Raw genomic sequence first — 14,712 nt, 5'->3', positions numbered from 1 at the left:
TCGCGGCTTCTAGCCTCGGTGGCCGAGCCGGTCGTGGATTCGGCCGGCCGGTTCGGGGCGACCGAAGTGCCAGCCCTGCGCGGCGTCACAGCCGAGTTCGCGCAACCGGTCGGCCTGTCCGGCGGTCTCGACACCCTCGGCCGTGACGGTCAGGTTGAGCGCGTGCGCGAGCGAGACCAGGGTGGCCAGGATGCGCTCGTCGGTGTGGCTCGCCGGGTCGTCGTCGGCGGCCTGTAGCCCGGCCACGAACGAGCCGGCCACCTTAAGCTCGCAGACCGGCAGCGAGCGCAGGTAGGCGAGGTTGGAGTAGCCGGTGCCGAAGTCGTCGATGGCGATCCGTACGCCCAACTCGGCGAGCGAGCGCAGCGCCTGCACCGGCTCGCCGGTGGTGGTCATCAACGCGCTCTCGGTGATCTCCAGCTGGAGCTTGTTCGGCGGCAGGCCGGTCCGGTCGAGCAGGGCCCGCACCTCGTCGGCCAGCCCGGCCACGTGCACCTGCCGTACCGCCAGGTTGACGCTGACGAACGGTGCGTCCGGGCTCATCGTCAACCAGCGTCGGGCCTCTCGGCACGCCTCGTTCAGCACCCAGTCGCCGAGCCGGACGATCAGCCCGGTCTCCTCGGCCAGCCCGATGAAACTGTCCGGGTGCAGGACGCCCAGCTTCGGGTGGCGCCAGCGGACCAGCGCCTCCACCCCCAGCACCCCGCCCTGGGTCAGGGACACCAGCGGTTGGTAGTCCAGGTAGAACTCGCCCCGGTCCAGCGCCCCCGGCATCGCCGCCGACAGGGCGTGCCGGGTCAGCTCCCGTTCGTTGCGTTCGGCGTCGAACAACGCCCAGCGTCCCCGACCGGACGCCTTCGCCCAGTGCAGGGTGACGTCGGCGGCCCGCATCACGTCGTCCGGGGTGGTGTCGGTGACCGGTCGCTCGACCACGCCGACGCTCGCCGAGATGGTCAGCTCGTGCCCCTCGACGACCGCCGGTTCGCTGATCGCGGCCAGCGCGGCGTCGGCGACCTTGAGCGCGTCGTCGGTGCAGGTGGTGTCCTCGACCAGGATGACGAACTCGTCGCCGCCGAGCCGGGCGACGAGGTGCTCGCCGACCCGGGCCCGCAGCCGTTCCGCGACCGAGACCAGCAACTGGTCGCCGACCGGGTGACCGAGGGTGTCGTTGACCACCTTGAACCGGTCGAGGTCGATGAAGCAGACACCGATCCGCTTGCCGCCCGCGCGGGGGCGGCGGATGGCCGCGCCGAGTCGTTCGGTGAACAGGGCGCGGTTGGGCAGGTTGGTCAGCGGGTCGTGGGTGGCCTGGTGGCGGAACCGCGCCTCGCTCTCGCGCAGCGCGCGTTCGGCCTGCTCGCGGGCGACCATGCCGGCTCGGCGGATCGACTCCTGCTCGTCGAGCGTACGGTCGTGCATCGCCCGGCTGTAGCCGGTGGCGACGGTGGCCAGCAACCGGGCCATCCGGTCCTGCGCGTCGTCCTGGGACAGGCCGAGGTCGCGCAGCAGGCGCAGCTGGATGACCTCGATGGTCCGGCCGAGGCCCTCCGCCGAGGCCACGTGCGCGGCGACGAGTGCGGCCCCCACCCGGTGCCCGGTACGCAGGTCGAACGGCTCCGACTGCAACGCGTCGGCCAGGTCGCCGGTCAGCCGTTGCAGGAGTTCCTCAAGCTGGGCCTGGGTCATCGGCAGGTAGCTGGTGCCGGCCACCGCCTTGGCCCAGGCGCGGGCGAAGGTGGGCAGCCCCGGCCGGGCGGCGGTCAACACGGTCCGGTGGCCGAGATCGTCATCCACCGTGCCGTCCCACGCCGCCCATGAACACTGCCCGCTCGGCGTCGTCCAGGCTGTCGAACGAGTCGGGGCGCCACTGCGGCACCCAGACCACACCGGGGTCGACCAGGTCGAAACCGTCGAAGAGCCGGGTGAGTTCGGCCCGGCTGCGGACCGTCAGCGGGTTGTCCGTACGTTGGTAGACGCGTTCGGCCTCCTCGCGCTCGTCGAGCGTCCGGCCGTCGTCGCTGGCCTGGGAGAGGACCAGGTGGCTGCCGGGGGCGAGGTGGTCGCGGATGGTGGCCAGGATGCCGCGCGGGTCGTCCGAGTCCGGGACGAAGTGCAGTACGGCGACCACCATGACGGCCACCGGTTGGTCGAAGTCCAGCAGCTTGCGTACGTCGGGGTGGTTCAGGATCTCGGTCGGCTGGCGGAGGTCTCCCCAGAGCGCGGTCGCCTGCTCGTTGCCGCTGAGGATCTCCCGGCTGTGCGCCACCGCGACCGGGTCCACGTCGACGTAGACCACCCGGGTGTCGGGGGCGGCCCGCTGGGCGATCTCGTGCACGTTGCCGACCGTGGGGATGCCCGAGCCGATGTCGAGGAACTGCCGGATGCCGGCGTCGATCAGGTACTGCACCGCCCGGCGGAGGAAGGCCCGGTTCGCCTGGGCCATCAGGGGCGCCTCCGGCACGGAGGCGATCATCGCCTGGGCCGCCCTGCGGTCCGCGGCGAAATTGTGCGAGCCGCCCAGGTAGTAGTCGTACATGCGGGCCACACTGGGTCGTTCGATGTCGATGCTCTGCGGTGCCCAGTCCGGCCGTTGCATGCCTACCTGCCCCTACGCTGAGAACGCACGAAATACTGCCCGGCGGGTGTTCTCCGGCTATTCTGCCCGTCGTCTGCCCAGCTATCCAGACCGCGCCGGATCGTCACCCGGATCAATGACGGCAGTCACCATCGCACGATCCCGGATCCGGTGTGGACACGGGGTCGGCGCCACGCGACGGGGTGCCGGTGGGGTGCGGTGGCCCACCCCGGCGTCGGCGGCCGTGGTCATCCGCGCCGACGCGTGGCACTCTGGGACCGTGCAGGACACCACGCTGACCGGCCCGTTGGTGGTCGTGGCCGTACTGGTCGCCGCCACCGCGTTCGGGCTGTGGCGGCGTCGCCGTGACGGCCGGCTGCGACCGGTGCTCGCCCGCCCGGCGGGTCACCCCACCGGCGCCCGCATCCGGCCCGTCGACGTGTCCGGGGCCGTGGCCTCCACGGCGGCACCCTCGACCGGAGCGTCGGCGGCGCACCGGACCGGGGAGGCGGTGTCGGCCGAGAGCGCGCACCGGACCGGGGAGGCGGAGACGGCGCACGGCGCCGGGGAAGCCGAGAAGGCGCACCGGGCCGGGGAAGCGGCAGCGGGGTCGACGGAGATCGCGGGTGCGCATCGGCCGGGGGACGGGGCGGTCGCGGATTCCGGGGCGCCGGGGATGGCGGTGGATCCGGACCTGCTGGCCGCGCTCGGCGTACGGCCCGGCACGCCCGCCACCCTGTTGCAGTTCTCGTCCGCGTTCTGTGCGCCCTGCCGGGCCACCCGACGGGTGCTCGGCGAGGTCACCGGGATGCTCGACGGCGTACGGCACGTCGAGGTCGACGCGGAGAGCCATCTCGCCGAGGTACGAGCGCTGAACATCTGGCGTACGCCGACCGTGCTGGTGGTCGACGCCACCGGCCGGATCGTCGCGCGGGCCACCGGCGTGCCGGCGAAGCCGCAGGTCGTGGCGACGTTGGCGCCGTTGCTCAGCCCCGCCGGCAGCGGTGTCGGCGAGCCGGGTGCGACGCGGCGCGGGACGACGCCGGAAGGTGCCGCCCGATGACCGCTCGCGTGCTCACCCGAAGCTCGACCGCCCGCCTGCTCACCCGACGCCGGATCGTCGATCACGGCCGACTCTGCACCAGCCTCTGTCGCTGAGCCCGGACCCCGTTAGTCCCGGCTCCCGGGTGGCCGTCACCGTGTCACCCCTTCCGACAGAGGTAACCATGCTGCTCGATCCCCGTGGCCCCCGGTTCGCCGCGGCTGTCACCACCGTGGTCCTGATCATCGTGCTGCTCACCGGGTCCGGCTGGCTGGCGCTGGCCCAGGCGGTCGTGTTCGCCATCACCGCCGCCGCTCCGCGCCGGGGGCCGTACGGGATGCTGTTCCGTGCCTTCGTGGCGCGTCGGCTGCGCCCGCCGACGGAGCTGGAACCGGCGGCGCCGGTGCGGTTCGCGCAGCTTGTCGGGCTGGTGTTCACGCTGGTCGCGGCGGCCGGTTATCTCGGCGGCGTGGACACGGTGGGTCTGGTCGCGGCCGGGCTGGCGCTCGCGGCGGCGTTCCTCAACGCGGCCTTCGGGCTCTGCCTGGGCTGCGAGGCCTACCTGGCGTTCCGCCGGCTCAGCGGCCGGGCGGTCCCGGCGCGGGTGTCGGTCGACGCGTCCTGACCCCGCCACCGAGGCGGGTCGAATTACCGGTGGGTCGGACGGGGCGCTGTCGCCGGATCCGTGGTCCGGGCCGGCTCGGGTGTTCACACCGGAGCCGGCCGGACCGTGGGGATCAGAACTTCGGCGCGTCGGGGGCTTCCAGCAGCCCCAGCCGCAGCGCGGTCATCAGGGCCTGGGCCCGGTTGGCGGCGCCGAGCTTCTCGTAGAGCTTCGAGATGTGCGTCTTGGCCGTCGACTCGCTGACGAAGAGCTGCTTGGCGATGCCGGCCACGCTCATCCCGTCGGCCAGCAGCCGCAGCACCTGGCCCTCCCGGGGGGAGAGCTGCGGGCCGGACGGGGCCAGCCGGCGCTTCATCGCCTCGGCGAGGTCGGCGGCGGTGAACGCGCTCGGCGACGACGCGGCGTGCCGGGCGGCGGCGACCACCTCGTCGGCCGGGGCGGTCTTCGGTACGAAGGCGCTCGCACCCGCCTCCAGCGCTCCGAACAGCTGGTCGTCACCCGCGTACATGGTGAGGACGACGATGCCCATGGTGGCGCTGGACTTGCGCAGGGCGCGGGTGGCCTCCAGGCCGCTGCCGTCGGGCAGCCGGAGGTCCATGATCACGACGTCGGGCTGGAGGGCACCCGCCTGCCGGACCCCCTCCGCCGCCGTCGCGGCCTCACCGACGACCTCGAACTGCCGGTCCCGTTCGAACGCGTGGCGCAGGCCCTTGCGGATCAGGTCGTGATCGTCGACAAGAAGGACCTTGGTACGGCCAGCCGGCGTGGGGCTCGTGGTCATGCTCGGGTTACTCCCCTTCTGATGCGGTGACGCTATCGCGCACGTTATCTCGTCGGGGCGTGGTTCCGAGCACCACTGCCACCGTCGTGCCGCTGGGATGCCGTGGACGGATCTCCAACCGGCCCCGGATACGTTCCGCTCTCTCGGCCATGATCGCAAGACCATACCGCCCGTCCGGGCGCTGGTCAGCGATGCCGTGACCATCATCCGACACTTCAATTTGGGCGTACGGGGGGTCGACGGCGCAAGTTACCCACAAATTGGACGCGCGGGCGTGTTTGCGCGCGTTCGTGATCGCCTCCTGCGCGATACGTAACAACTCGGCCTCGGTAGCGGCGGGAAGCCGGGCGGTGGACTCATCGAGGGACAAATGAACACGGAGTCCGCCCGAAGCGCCGACGGTTCGGGCGTACTCGGCCATCGCCGCGGCCAGTCCGCCGTGCCGGTCGACCTCACTGCGCAACTCGAACAGGCTCAGCCGCAGTTCCTGGATCACCCTGGTGACCTCACCGCGCAGCGTACGGAGTTCACCGGCGGTCTCCTCGGCCCCCTCGGGCAGCGTGGCCATGGCGTTGTCGATGCCGTAGCCGACCATCACGAGTTCCTGGGCCACCCCGTCGTGGATCTCCCGGGCCAGCCGTTGGCGCTCCTCGTTGGTGGCCAGCGAGCGGACCTCGTCGAAGAGCAGCGCGGCCTCCAGCCGGAGCGCGGCGGGACGGGTCAGCGCGGTCACCCGATTCACCACGGCCGCTGGGTACGCCGTCGCCGCGTCCGCCTCGATGATCACCAGTCCGACCGTGCGTACGCCCGCGACCAACGGCACCACCAGGGCGGACACCTCTCCGCCGGGGTGTGAGCGGGCCTGTGAGCGGGGGGCGGTCTGCGGTTGCTGGCTGGCCCACGCGTCGGCGATGGCGGAGTCGGCGTCGAGCGTGGTCTCCCAGTCGACCCGGTCCACGCCCACCTGGGCGAGCACCACCAGCCGGCCGCCGCCGCTGGCGGACAGCACGGCCGCCCGGTCGGCGGGGGCCACCCCGCGCAGCTCCTCCAGCAGGTGCTCGGAGATGCTGCCCGGATCGAGGGTGGCTCCGGGCAGTTGCCGGGCGACGCTGCGGAGCTGGGTGAGCAGTCGGGTCGCCTCGGCGTACGGCTGGGGCCGGCTCTCGCCGCGCGCCTGCCAGATCCGTTGCAGGGTGCCGGCGGCGTACAGGCCGAGCGCGGCCAGCACCAGCCACTGGGCGGAGACGGCGAGGTAGCCGAGCTGCCCGAGGTGCCCGAGCGGCTCGTTGCTGCTGTTGCCGCTGATGAACCCGCCGACGGCGAGGCTGGCCGCGGTGACCGCGAGCAGCGCCGCCCCCTCGGTCGAGCGCCGTTGCAGGGCGGCGACGGTCAGCGGCACGGCGAGGTACGGCAGGATCGCCGCCGCCCCCATCCCCCCGATCGAGGCCTCGGCCGCCACCTGGCTTGCCGCGAATCCGACGATCACCACCTCGGCGAACCGACCGAGCGGGGCGAGAACCGGATGACGCGGGGCGAGTACGGCCGGGATGCCGGCGACCGCCAGCAGGGCGATCCAGCGCAGCTGGCTCACCTCACCGGTGGTGATCAGAGTGAGGATCGCGACCAGCGCGAGCATGACGACGCGTGCCGCCGCCGCGAGTGGATGCGGGCGGGGGAGGGCGGGAGTCGAGGCGGGCACCTGACGGATCGTAGTCAGTCTCCGTAGATAGCGGCGATTTCTGCGGCGTATGTCTGGTGTACGACCGCGCGCTTGACCTTCAGTGACGGGGTCAGTTCACCGGTCGCCTCGGTCAGGTCGCGCGGCAGGATCCGGAACTTCCGGATCGACTCGGCGGCGGAGACGGCCTTGTTCGCGTCGTCGACCGCGGACTGGATCTCGGCGGTCAGCGCCGGGTCGTCGCGCAGGTCCGCGACCGGGGCATCGGTCGGGTGGCCGTGCTCGGCGAGCCACTTCGGCCAGGCGTCCTCGTCGATGCTGACCAGCGCGGCGATGAACGGTCGCCGGTCGCCGACCACCACGCACTGGCTGACCAGCGGGTGGGCCCGGACCCGGTCCTCGAGCACCGCCGGGGCGACGTTCTTGCCACCGGCCGTCACGATGATCTCCTTTTTCCGGCCGGTGATGCTGAGGAAGCCGTCCCCGTCGAGGTTGCCCAGGTCACCGGTGTGGAACCAGTGATCGGAGTCGAGCGCCTCGGCCGTCGCCTCCGGGTTGTTCCAGTAGCCCTGGAACACGATGTCGCCCTTGACCAGGATCTCGCCGTCGTCGGCGATCCGGACCGACACGCTCGGCAGCGGCCGGCCCACGGTACCGATCCGCATCGCGGTGACCAGGTTCGCCGCGACCGCCGGGGCGGTCTCGGTCAGCCCGTACCCCTCCAGCACGGTGACCCCGACGCCGCGGAAGAAGTGGGCGAGCCGGGCGCCGAGCGGGGCGCCGCCGGAGATCGCGTCCCGGCAGCGGCCGCCGAGCGCGGCCCGCAGCTTGCGGTAGACCAGCCGGTCGAAGACCCGGTGCTGCATCCGCAGCGCCATGCCGGGCCCGCCGGGGGAGTCCAGCGCCTCGCTGTACGCGATCGCCACCCGCTCGGCCCGCGCGAAGATCGCGGCCTTGCCGTCGGCGGCGGCCTTCTGGGCGGCGCCGTTGTAGACCTTCTCGAACACCCGGGGCACCGAGAGGACGAACGTCGGGCGGAACGCCTGCAACTCGTTGATCAGGTTCTTCGGGTCGGAGCTGTGCGCCAGGGTGGCCCGCGCGTAGATCACGCCGACCTGGATCAGCCGGGCGAACGAGTGCGCCAGCGGCAGGAACAGCAGGGTGGAGGCACCCTCGTTGAACAGGTGCGGCAGCACCGCGACCGCGTTGGCGGCGTCGGTGTACAGGTTGCGGTGGGTGAGCAGGCAGCCCTTGGGGCGCCCGGTGGTGCCGCTGGTGTAGATGATCGTGGCCAGGTCGTCGGCCCGGACGTCGCGCCGACGGCTCTCGACCTCGGCCGGGTCGATCCGGGCGCCCTCACCGACCAGCCCGTCCAGGTCGTCGGTCTCGATCTGCCAGATCTGCCGCAGGGCGGGCAACTCGTCCCTCACCCCGGTCAGCAGCAGTGCGTGCGCGGTGGTCTCCACCACGCAGGCCACCGCGCCCGAGTCGGCGAGGATCCAGGCCACCTGTTCGGCGCTGGAGGTCTCGTAGATCGGCACGGTCACCGCGCCGGCCGTCCAGATGGCGTAGTCGAGCAGGGTCCACTCGTACCGGGTCTTGCTCATCAGGGCGACCCGGTCGCCGGGCGCGATCCCGGCCGCGACCAGGCCGCGGGCCAGCGCGACCACCTCGTCGCGGAACTGCCGGGTGGTGATCTCGGTCCAGCCCTCCCGGTCACCCGCCGTCGGCGTGTCGCCCGTGCCCCGGGTACGCCGGGCGAACTGAACCGCCTCCGGTGCCACCTCCGCGTTGTCCCAGACCGGGTCGGTCAGGTTCGCCGTTTCGCCGATGGTGGCGACGGGTGGGACGGAGAACTCGCGCACCTGCACTCCTTCGTGCTCGTACTCGACGGCGGGGATCAGCCGCGCGGGCCGGGCCGGACATACGAAACCTACCCGCCCGTCCGGGTCGGTCACCCAGGCAGGCCGGTCGGAGGAGGACGTGCCGGGGTCGAGCCGGACGGCCGGATGGGCCCGTACACCGGGTAGCCTGCCCCCCATGGCGGACACCTCCACCCAGTCGATCGTCATCGCCGCGCCCGCGGACCGGGTGGCGGCGGTGATCTGCGACTTCGCGCGCTACCCGGAGTGGACCGACGCGGTGCGCAGCGTCGAGGTGGTCGAGGAGTACGAGGACGGTTACGCCCATCAGGTGCACTTTGTCCTGGATGCCGGAGTGCTCGCGGACGAGTACACCCTCGTCTACGAGTACGCCGAGGACATCTCGCACATCGTGTGGCACCTGGCCGAGCCCTCCCGGATGCAGCAGGCCCAGAACGGGTCGTACGACATCGAGGAGAACGGCGACGGCACCTCGACGGTGACCTACATGCTGGAGGTCGAACTGTCCGTCGGCATGCTGGGCATGTTCCGTCGCAAGGCCGAAAAAATGATCATGGATACGGCGTTGAAGCAGCTCAAGCGGCGGGTGGAGTCGCTCGGTGCGACGAACTGAGCCGACCGCGGACAGCGGCGTCATCGTGGTGAGAGGAGGCGGGCATGGCGGCGACCGATCCAACGTCGGCGCGTACGGAGGCTGAGCGCCTGGTCGCCACCGCGCTGGCCGCGGTGCGCCTGGGTACGTCCGCCCGGTCCGGTGGCCTCGGCCCGCTCGGCGACCTGATCACCGGTGTGCTTGGTCACAGCGACCCCGACGCGTCCACCGGCGCCGGTTCCGGATCGTCCGGCGGCCACGGCACCGGCACGGCTGGCGGCGCCTTCGCCACCGGCTCGGCCGAATGCTGCGTCTGCCCGATCTGCCGGACCATCACCGCGCTGCGCGACCCGAGCCCGGAGTTCGCCGAGCGGCTCGCCACCGGTGCCGGCGACTTCGCCGCCGGCCTGGCCAGCCTGCTCCGAGCCCTGTCCACGCCGACCGGCACCGCCCCCACCGGCACCGCACCGACCAGCACCGCACCCGCCGACACCCCGCCGACCAGCACTCCGGCCCACCCCGACGCGCCGTCAGCCCCGCCCGCCGCCCCGACGACAGCCACCGGCACCCCGGCGTCGCCCGCCGAGACCCCGGCCCCGGCGGCGGACACCACTGTGTCGGCCGCACCCGACGACGCGGCCCCCTTCCGCCCCGCCGTCTCCGACGACGCGGCCTCCTTCCGCCCCGCCGTACCCGACGACGCGGCTCCCTTCCGCGCCACCGGGCCGGTCGCCCGGCCCAGGTCGGACGGCGAGGTGTGGCGCGGAGCCACCCGTACCGGGCATGATTCGTGGCCGGCACCGGAGCGGGATGTCTGGGCGGCCGCGACCCGCGCGGCAGCCGACACCCGAACCGACCGTGCCGCCCCGCCCGCCGATGCGGCCGGGACCACCGGCGCGTACGCGCGGCCGGCGCCGACCGGCTCCAGCGGAGCCGGCGCGGACGCCGAGTCCGCCGGGGCGTCGCCGGTGGTACCCGCCGCCCGCGTACCGGGGGAGCCGGTGCTCGCCGAGGGCGACACGGGCGACGGGGACTGAGCGGGCCGGACCTGCCGCAGGGCAGCGGCACGCGGCACGTGATCGGCCGGTGTGGTGCCGGCAGAGCAGAGCACAGAGGGGAGCGGCGGCGGTGACGCTGACCATCGGAGTCGACGTCGGTGGTACCAAGGTGGCCGCAGGCGTCGTCGACGCCGACGGCAAGGTCCTGGTACGCACCCGGCGGGACACCCCCGCCGATGATGTCGCCAAGACCCGCGACGTCATCGTCGAGGTCGTCGCGGAACTGGCCACCGGCCGGGACATCGAGGCGGTGGGAATCGGCGCGGCCGGCTGGATCGACGCCAGTCGCTCGATTGTGCTGTTCGCACCCAACATCGCCTGGCGCGACGAACCCATCCGCGACTACGTCAGCGCGGCCGTCAACCTGCCGGTGATCGTCGAGAACGACGGCAACGTGGCCGCCTGGGCCGAGTTCCGGCACGGTGCGGCCCGACACGCGAACGACTCGATGGTGATGCTCACCATCGGCACCGGCGTCGGCGGCGGCATCGTCCTCGGTGGCGAACTGGTACGTGGATCGCACGGCATCGCCGCCGAACTGGGGCACACCCTCTCCGTACCCGGGGGCCACCTCTGCGGCTGCGGCCGGCTCGGCTGCATCGAGCAGTACGCCAGCGGCCGCGCCCTGGTCCGGTTCGCCCGAGCCGGGGCACGTCAGGCACCGGCCCGCGCGACCCGGCTGCTCGAAATGGCCGGCGGCGAGGTCGAGTCGATCACCGGACCGATGGTGACGAGCGCCGCCCAGGAGGGCGACCCGATCTCCGGCGAGGCGTTCGCCCAGATCGGCCACTGGCTCGGCCTCGGGCTGGCCGACATGGTGCAGATCCTCGACCCCGAGGTGCTGGTCGTCGGCGGTGGCGTGGTCGAGGCGGGCGACCTGCTGCTCGGCCCCACCCAGCGGACCTTCGTGGAAGCACTGGCCCAGCGTGGCCGGCTGCCGGTCGCCGAGATCCGGCCGGCGGAACTGGGCAACACCGCCGGCATGGTCGGCGCCGCCGACCTGGCCCGACGCCGGTAGCCCAACCGACCCGAGGCCGGACAGGTTGACCGACCCGAGGCCCGACGGGGCAAGTGGGTAGACCGGCGGCCCGACGACGACGAGTGACATTGGCGGCCCGACGACGAGCGAAGGGGTACCCGGCGTGACACATGCGGAACCGTCCGGCGATGCCGTGACCGACCGGGGCGACACCGCGACCGATGCCGTCGCGGGCGTACGCCTGCGGGTGTTGTCGTACAACGTGCACGGCCAGCGCGACGACGTGGCCGCGCTGGCCGCGGCGGTCCGGGCGGCCGAGCCGGACGTGGTGATCGTGCAGGAGGGGCCGCGCCGGTTCCGCTGGCGGCACAAGACCGGTGCCCTGGCCGCCGCGCTCGGGCTCGTGGTCGGTGCCGGTGGGCTCCCGTCCCTGGGCAACCTGATCCTGACCAGCCTGCGGGTCCGGGTGGGCCGGACCTGGCACCGCCAGTTCCCGCTCACCCCGGGCCGGCACATGCGCGGTGCGGTCTTCGCCGAATGCGTGGTCGGATCCGACAGCGTCGCCCCGTTCGTGGTCGCCGGCTCGCACCTCGGCACCGACCCGACCGAGCGCCCCGGTCAGGCCGCGCTGCTCAAACGGGAACTGTCCGAGCTGGGCTCGCCGGTGGTGCTCGGCGCAGACCTCAACGAGAACTCCGGCGGCGCGGCTTGGCGCACCCTCGCCGACGGGCTGACCGACACCGCCGTCGCCACCGGCCGGGCGGACACGCGTACGTTCCCGTGCGCCGACCCGCGCGACCGGATCGACGCGCTCTTCGTCGACCCCCGGATCGTCGTCACCGGCTACGACGTGCTGGACACCCCGCAGACCCGCCGGGCCAGCGACCACTTCCCGGTCCTCGCCGACCTGCTGCTCCCGGCCCACGTACGGGTCACCCGCCCCGCAGCCCGGCCCGCCCGTACCGCCTGACCCGGCCACCGGGTACCGGGCCGGCTCGTTCCGTTCGGCTCAGGGACGGGCCGTACGTCGAGCCGGAGGAATGACCAAACGTTGGGCGTCGGGCTGGACAAAGGGTCACGCGAGCCGAGAGGATTCGGCAGCACTCGGCATTCGTGCCGGACAAAAGGAGATTCCCGGTGTCCACCTCCACTGGCCAAGACAACTCCGAAACGGGCGCGATCGTGCGGTCGGATGGGCGCCCCGTCTATGACCGGGGCGGCACCGTCTGCGTCATCGGCGCCGGGGCCAGCGGCCTGGCCGCAATCAAGAACCTGAAGGAGTACGGCTTCGGCGTCGACTGCTACGAACGGGAAACCAGCGTCGGCGGGGCCTGGAACTGGCGGCACGACCGCAGTCCGGTCTACGCCAGCACCCACCTGATCTCGTCGAAGCCGTTCACCCAGTTTCCCGACTTCCCGATGCCGGACTCCTGGCCGGACTACCCGCACCACAGTCAGCTCCTCGGTTACCTGGAGCGGTACGCCGACCACTTCAACCTGCGCGAGGACGTCTGGTTCGGCACCGAGGTGATCCGGGTCGAGCCGGCCGACGGCAGCCGTTGGGACGTCACCACCCGCAGTACCGGCGGCTACGGCGCCGAGCGCACCTCCCGCTATGCCGCCGTGGTGATCGCCAACGGGCACAACTGGGCCCCGAAGATCCCCGCGTACGACGGGCTGGACGAGTTCCGGGGCCAGGTTGTCCACGCGTCGGCGTACAAGGACACGACCCAGTTGCGGGGCAAGCGGGTGCTGGTGATCGGGGGCGGCAACACCGGCTGCGACATCGCGGTCGAGGCCGCCCAGCAGGGCACCAAATGCTGGCACTCCACCCGACGCGGCTACTGGTACGCCCCCAAGTACCTGCTGGGACGCCCGACCGACCAGGTCAACGCGAGTCTGGCCAGGCTGCCGCTGCGGCTGCGCCAGTGGTTCTCCGCCCGTACGCTGCGCCTCACCGTCGGGGACCTGACCCGGTTCGGCCTGCGTGCGCCGGACCACCGGATCTACGAGACGCACCCGATCGCGAACAGCCAACTCGTCTACTACGTCGGGCACGGCGGGATCACCCCCGTACCGGATGTGGTCCGGTTCCGTGGCCACACCGTGGAACTCTCCGACGGCCAGGAGATCGAACCGGACCTGGTCGTGCTCGCCACCGGTTACCTGCCGCGCTTCGAGTTCCTCGATCCGAAGCTCCTCGGCGACGACACCTCGGGCCGTCCCACGCTCTACCTGAACGCCTTCCCGCGCCGCCATCCCACCCTGGCCGTGGCCGGCCTGCTCCAGTCCGACTCGGGCATTTTCCCGCTGGTGCACTGGCAGACGGTGGCGGTCGCCCGGCGCCTGCGGCTGCACCAGACCGAACCGGACCGGGCCGCCGCGTTCGCCGCCCGGGTCGAGGCCGGGGCCGCCCGCCGGTGGAGTTCGGCCAAGGTCAAGGACAGCACCCGGCACTGGTTCGAGATCAGCCACCGCGAGTACCTGGGCGAGTTGCAAACCGTCCTCGACGACCTGGAGGTCAGCAAATGAGCGCGGCCGGTACCCGGATCATCCGGACGCGCGACTGGACCAACCCGGTCCCACCCGTACGCCGTGAGGTGCGCGGCGCCACCCCCGAGGCCGACGAGGGTAAGCCTCCGCTGCTGTTCGTCCCCGGTTTCGGGCACGGCGCGTGGGCGTTCGCCGAGCACTGGTTGGAGCACTGCGCGTCGCGCGGGTTCTCGGCGCACGCGTTGAGCCTGCGCGGGCACGGCGGCAGCGGCGCGGCGCCGAAGGCGACGCTGCGGGCGTACGTCCATGATGTGGTCCAGGTGGCGGCGAGCCTGCCCCGGCAGACGGTGCTGGTGGGGCACGGCGCCGGTGCGCTCGTGGTGACGCACGCCCTGGCCCGCTATCCGGCCAGGGCCGGTGTGCTGGTCGCGCCGGTCCTCGGCGGCTGGGGCACGTTCGGCGGCGCCCTGCGGCGCAATCCCGCCGGCACCGTGCCCGCGATCTTCGGTGGCCGCCTTCGGCTCAACCGCCGCCAACTCTTCAGCCGCGAGTTGCCCGCCGCGACCGCCGCCGACTACACCACCCGACTCGGCCGGGCCACCGCCCGCGCCCAGTGGCAGCTCCTGCTGCACCGCGACCCCGAGCCCCCCGTCGGCAACCCGCCGCTGCTGGTCCTCGGCAGCCCCGACGACCGGATCGTCTCCGCCGCCGCCCTCACCCGCGCGGCCCGCCGCTACGACGCCGCCCCGCTGCTCTTCCCCGGCATGGGCCACGACCTGATGCTCGACGCCCGCTGGCGCGAACCCATCGACGCCATCCTCGACTGGCTCGACAAGGACATCCCCACCCGCTGACCAAAAGCAGCCGCGCCAGCCGCAACCGGTCGACGCGCAACGAGCACGTCAGGGTTCGGGGGGGGGGGGGGGGGGGGGGGGGGGGGGGGGGGGGGGGGGGGGGGGGGGGGGGGGGGGGGGCCAAAACCGACACCAACACACCCGCCACAGGA

12 protein-coding genes and 1 pseudogene are annotated in these 14,712 nt (G+C 72.7%); 8 read left to right on the top strand and 5 right to left on the bottom strand.

Features of this window, described 5'->3' with window-relative positions; genetic code table 11:
* Positions 1-9: 9 nt before the first annotated feature.
* Positions 10-1,686 carry a putative bifunctional diguanylate cyclase/phosphodiesterase gene (locus tag ACZ6QQ_RS16950; RefSeq protein ID WP_465877554.1) on the bottom strand — a complete coding sequence of 559 codons (1,677 nt, stop codon included), beginning with the start codon at positions 1,684-1,686 and terminating at the stop codon, positions 10-12.
* Positions 1,687-1,786: 100 nt separating this feature from the next.
* Positions 1,787-2,596 (bottom strand): SAM-dependent methyltransferase, encoded by an 810-nt coding sequence (locus tag ACZ6QQ_RS16945; protein ID WP_465877240.1) that lies wholly within the window; start codon positions 2,594-2,596, stop codon positions 1,787-1,789.
* A 259-nt stretch (positions 2,597-2,855) separates the two neighbouring features.
* Here ACZ6QQ_RS16945 and ACZ6QQ_RS16940 point away from each other — a divergent pair, with 259 nt between their 5' ends.
* On the top strand, positions 2,856-3,638 hold the full coding sequence (locus ACZ6QQ_RS16940) for a TlpA family protein disulfide reductase (protein WP_465877238.1): 783 nt from the start codon (positions 2,856-2,858) through the stop codon (positions 3,636-3,638).
* A 163-nt stretch (positions 3,639-3,801) separates the two neighbouring features.
* Positions 3,802-4,242 (top strand): DUF4395 domain-containing protein, encoded by a 441-nt coding sequence (locus tag ACZ6QQ_RS16935; protein WP_465877236.1) that lies wholly within the window; start codon positions 3,802-3,804, stop codon positions 4,240-4,242.
* 112 nt (positions 4,243-4,354) lie between these two features.
* On the opposite strand, the gene ACZ6QQ_RS16930 is transcribed toward ACZ6QQ_RS16935, so the two are convergent.
* The 3 genes from ACZ6QQ_RS16930 to ACZ6QQ_RS16920 are packed head-to-tail and all read right to left on the bottom strand — an operon-like array spanning position 4,355 to position 8,566.
* Positions 4,355-5,023, bottom strand: coding sequence for a response regulator transcription factor (locus tag ACZ6QQ_RS16930; protein WP_121155899.1), 669 nt, complete (start codon positions 5,021-5,023; stop codon positions 4,355-4,357).
* A gap of 7 nt (positions 5,024-5,030) precedes the next feature.
* Positions 5,031-6,722 carry a sensor histidine kinase gene (locus ACZ6QQ_RS16925; protein ID WP_465877235.1) on the bottom strand — a complete coding sequence of 564 codons (1,692 nt, stop codon included), beginning with the start codon at positions 6,720-6,722 and terminating at the stop codon, positions 5,031-5,033.
* Between the two features lie 14 nt (positions 6,723-6,736).
* Positions 6,737-8,566 carry an AMP-dependent synthetase/ligase gene (locus tag ACZ6QQ_RS16920; RefSeq protein ID WP_465877234.1) on the bottom strand — a complete coding sequence of 610 codons (1,830 nt, stop codon included), beginning with the start codon at positions 8,564-8,566 and terminating at the stop codon, positions 6,737-6,739.
* A gap of 175 nt (positions 8,567-8,741) precedes the next feature.
* Here ACZ6QQ_RS16920 and ACZ6QQ_RS16915 point away from each other — a divergent pair, with 175 nt between their 5' ends.
* The 6 genes and pseudogenes from ACZ6QQ_RS16915 to ACZ6QQ_RS16890 all read left to right on the top strand — a co-directional run bounded on the left by ACZ6QQ_RS16915 (position 8,742) and on the right by ACZ6QQ_RS16890 (position 14,560).
* Positions 8,742-9,197, top strand: coding sequence for an SRPBCC family protein (locus ACZ6QQ_RS16915; RefSeq protein ID WP_465877233.1), 456 nt, complete (start codon positions 8,742-8,744; stop codon positions 9,195-9,197).
* Between the two features lie 44 nt (positions 9,198-9,241).
* Positions 9,242-9,886: pseudogene (locus tag ACZ6QQ_RS16910) on the top strand (hypothetical protein); the annotation flags it as partial.
* A gap of 418 nt (positions 9,887-10,304) precedes the next feature.
* Entirely contained in the window at positions 10,305-11,252 is a 948-nt protein-coding gene (locus tag ACZ6QQ_RS16905) for an ROK family glucokinase (RefSeq protein WP_465877232.1), read from the top strand.
* 154 nt (positions 11,253-11,406) lie between these two features.
* Entirely contained in the window at positions 11,407-12,183 is a 777-nt protein-coding gene (locus ACZ6QQ_RS16900; protein WP_465877553.1) for an endonuclease/exonuclease/phosphatase family protein, read from the top strand.
* Positions 12,184-12,350: 167 nt separating this feature from the next.
* Positions 12,351-13,745 (top strand): flavin-containing monooxygenase, encoded by a 1,395-nt coding sequence (locus tag ACZ6QQ_RS16895; protein ID WP_465877231.1) that lies wholly within the window; start codon positions 12,351-12,353, stop codon positions 13,743-13,745.
* Positions 13,742-14,560, top strand: a complete 819-nt coding sequence (locus tag ACZ6QQ_RS16890; protein WP_465877229.1) for an alpha/beta hydrolase — start codon at positions 13,742-13,744, stop codon at positions 14,558-14,560. Before ACZ6QQ_RS16895 ends, ACZ6QQ_RS16890 begins: the two co-directional genes overlap by 4 nt.
* Positions 14,561-14,712 lie beyond the last annotated feature (152 nt).

Source organism: Micromonospora sp. NPDC049529 (genome assembly GCF_055586685.1).
The sequence above is the reverse complement of the archived record's forward strand: the minus strand, read 5'-3'. Positions and strand labels throughout refer to the sequence as shown.

What these genes read in the sequence shown, in the direction of transcription:
- ACZ6QQ_RS16930 (WP_121155899.1), bottom strand. Translation starts at nt 5,023, where the DNA reads ATGACCACGAGCCCCACGCCGGCTGGCCGTACCAAGGTCCTTCTTGTC.
- ACZ6QQ_RS16950 (WP_465877554.1), bottom strand. Translation starts at nt 1,686, where the DNA reads ATGACCCAGGCCCAGCTTGAGGAACTCCTGCAACGGCTGACCGGCGAC.
- ACZ6QQ_RS16890 (WP_465877229.1), top strand. Translation starts at nt 13,742, where the DNA reads ATGAGCGCGGCCGGTACCCGGATCATCCGGACGCGCGACTGGACCAAC.
- ACZ6QQ_RS16935 (WP_465877236.1), top strand. Translation starts at nt 3,802, where the DNA reads ATGCTGCTCGATCCCCGTGGCCCCCGGTTCGCCGCGGCTGTCACCACC.
- ACZ6QQ_RS16945 (WP_465877240.1), bottom strand. Translation starts at nt 2,596, where the DNA reads ATGCAACGGCCGGACTGGGCACCGCAGAGCATCGACATCGAACGACCC.
- ACZ6QQ_RS16915 (WP_465877233.1), top strand. Translation starts at nt 8,742, where the DNA reads ATGGCGGACACCTCCACCCAGTCGATCGTCATCGCCGCGCCCGCGGAC.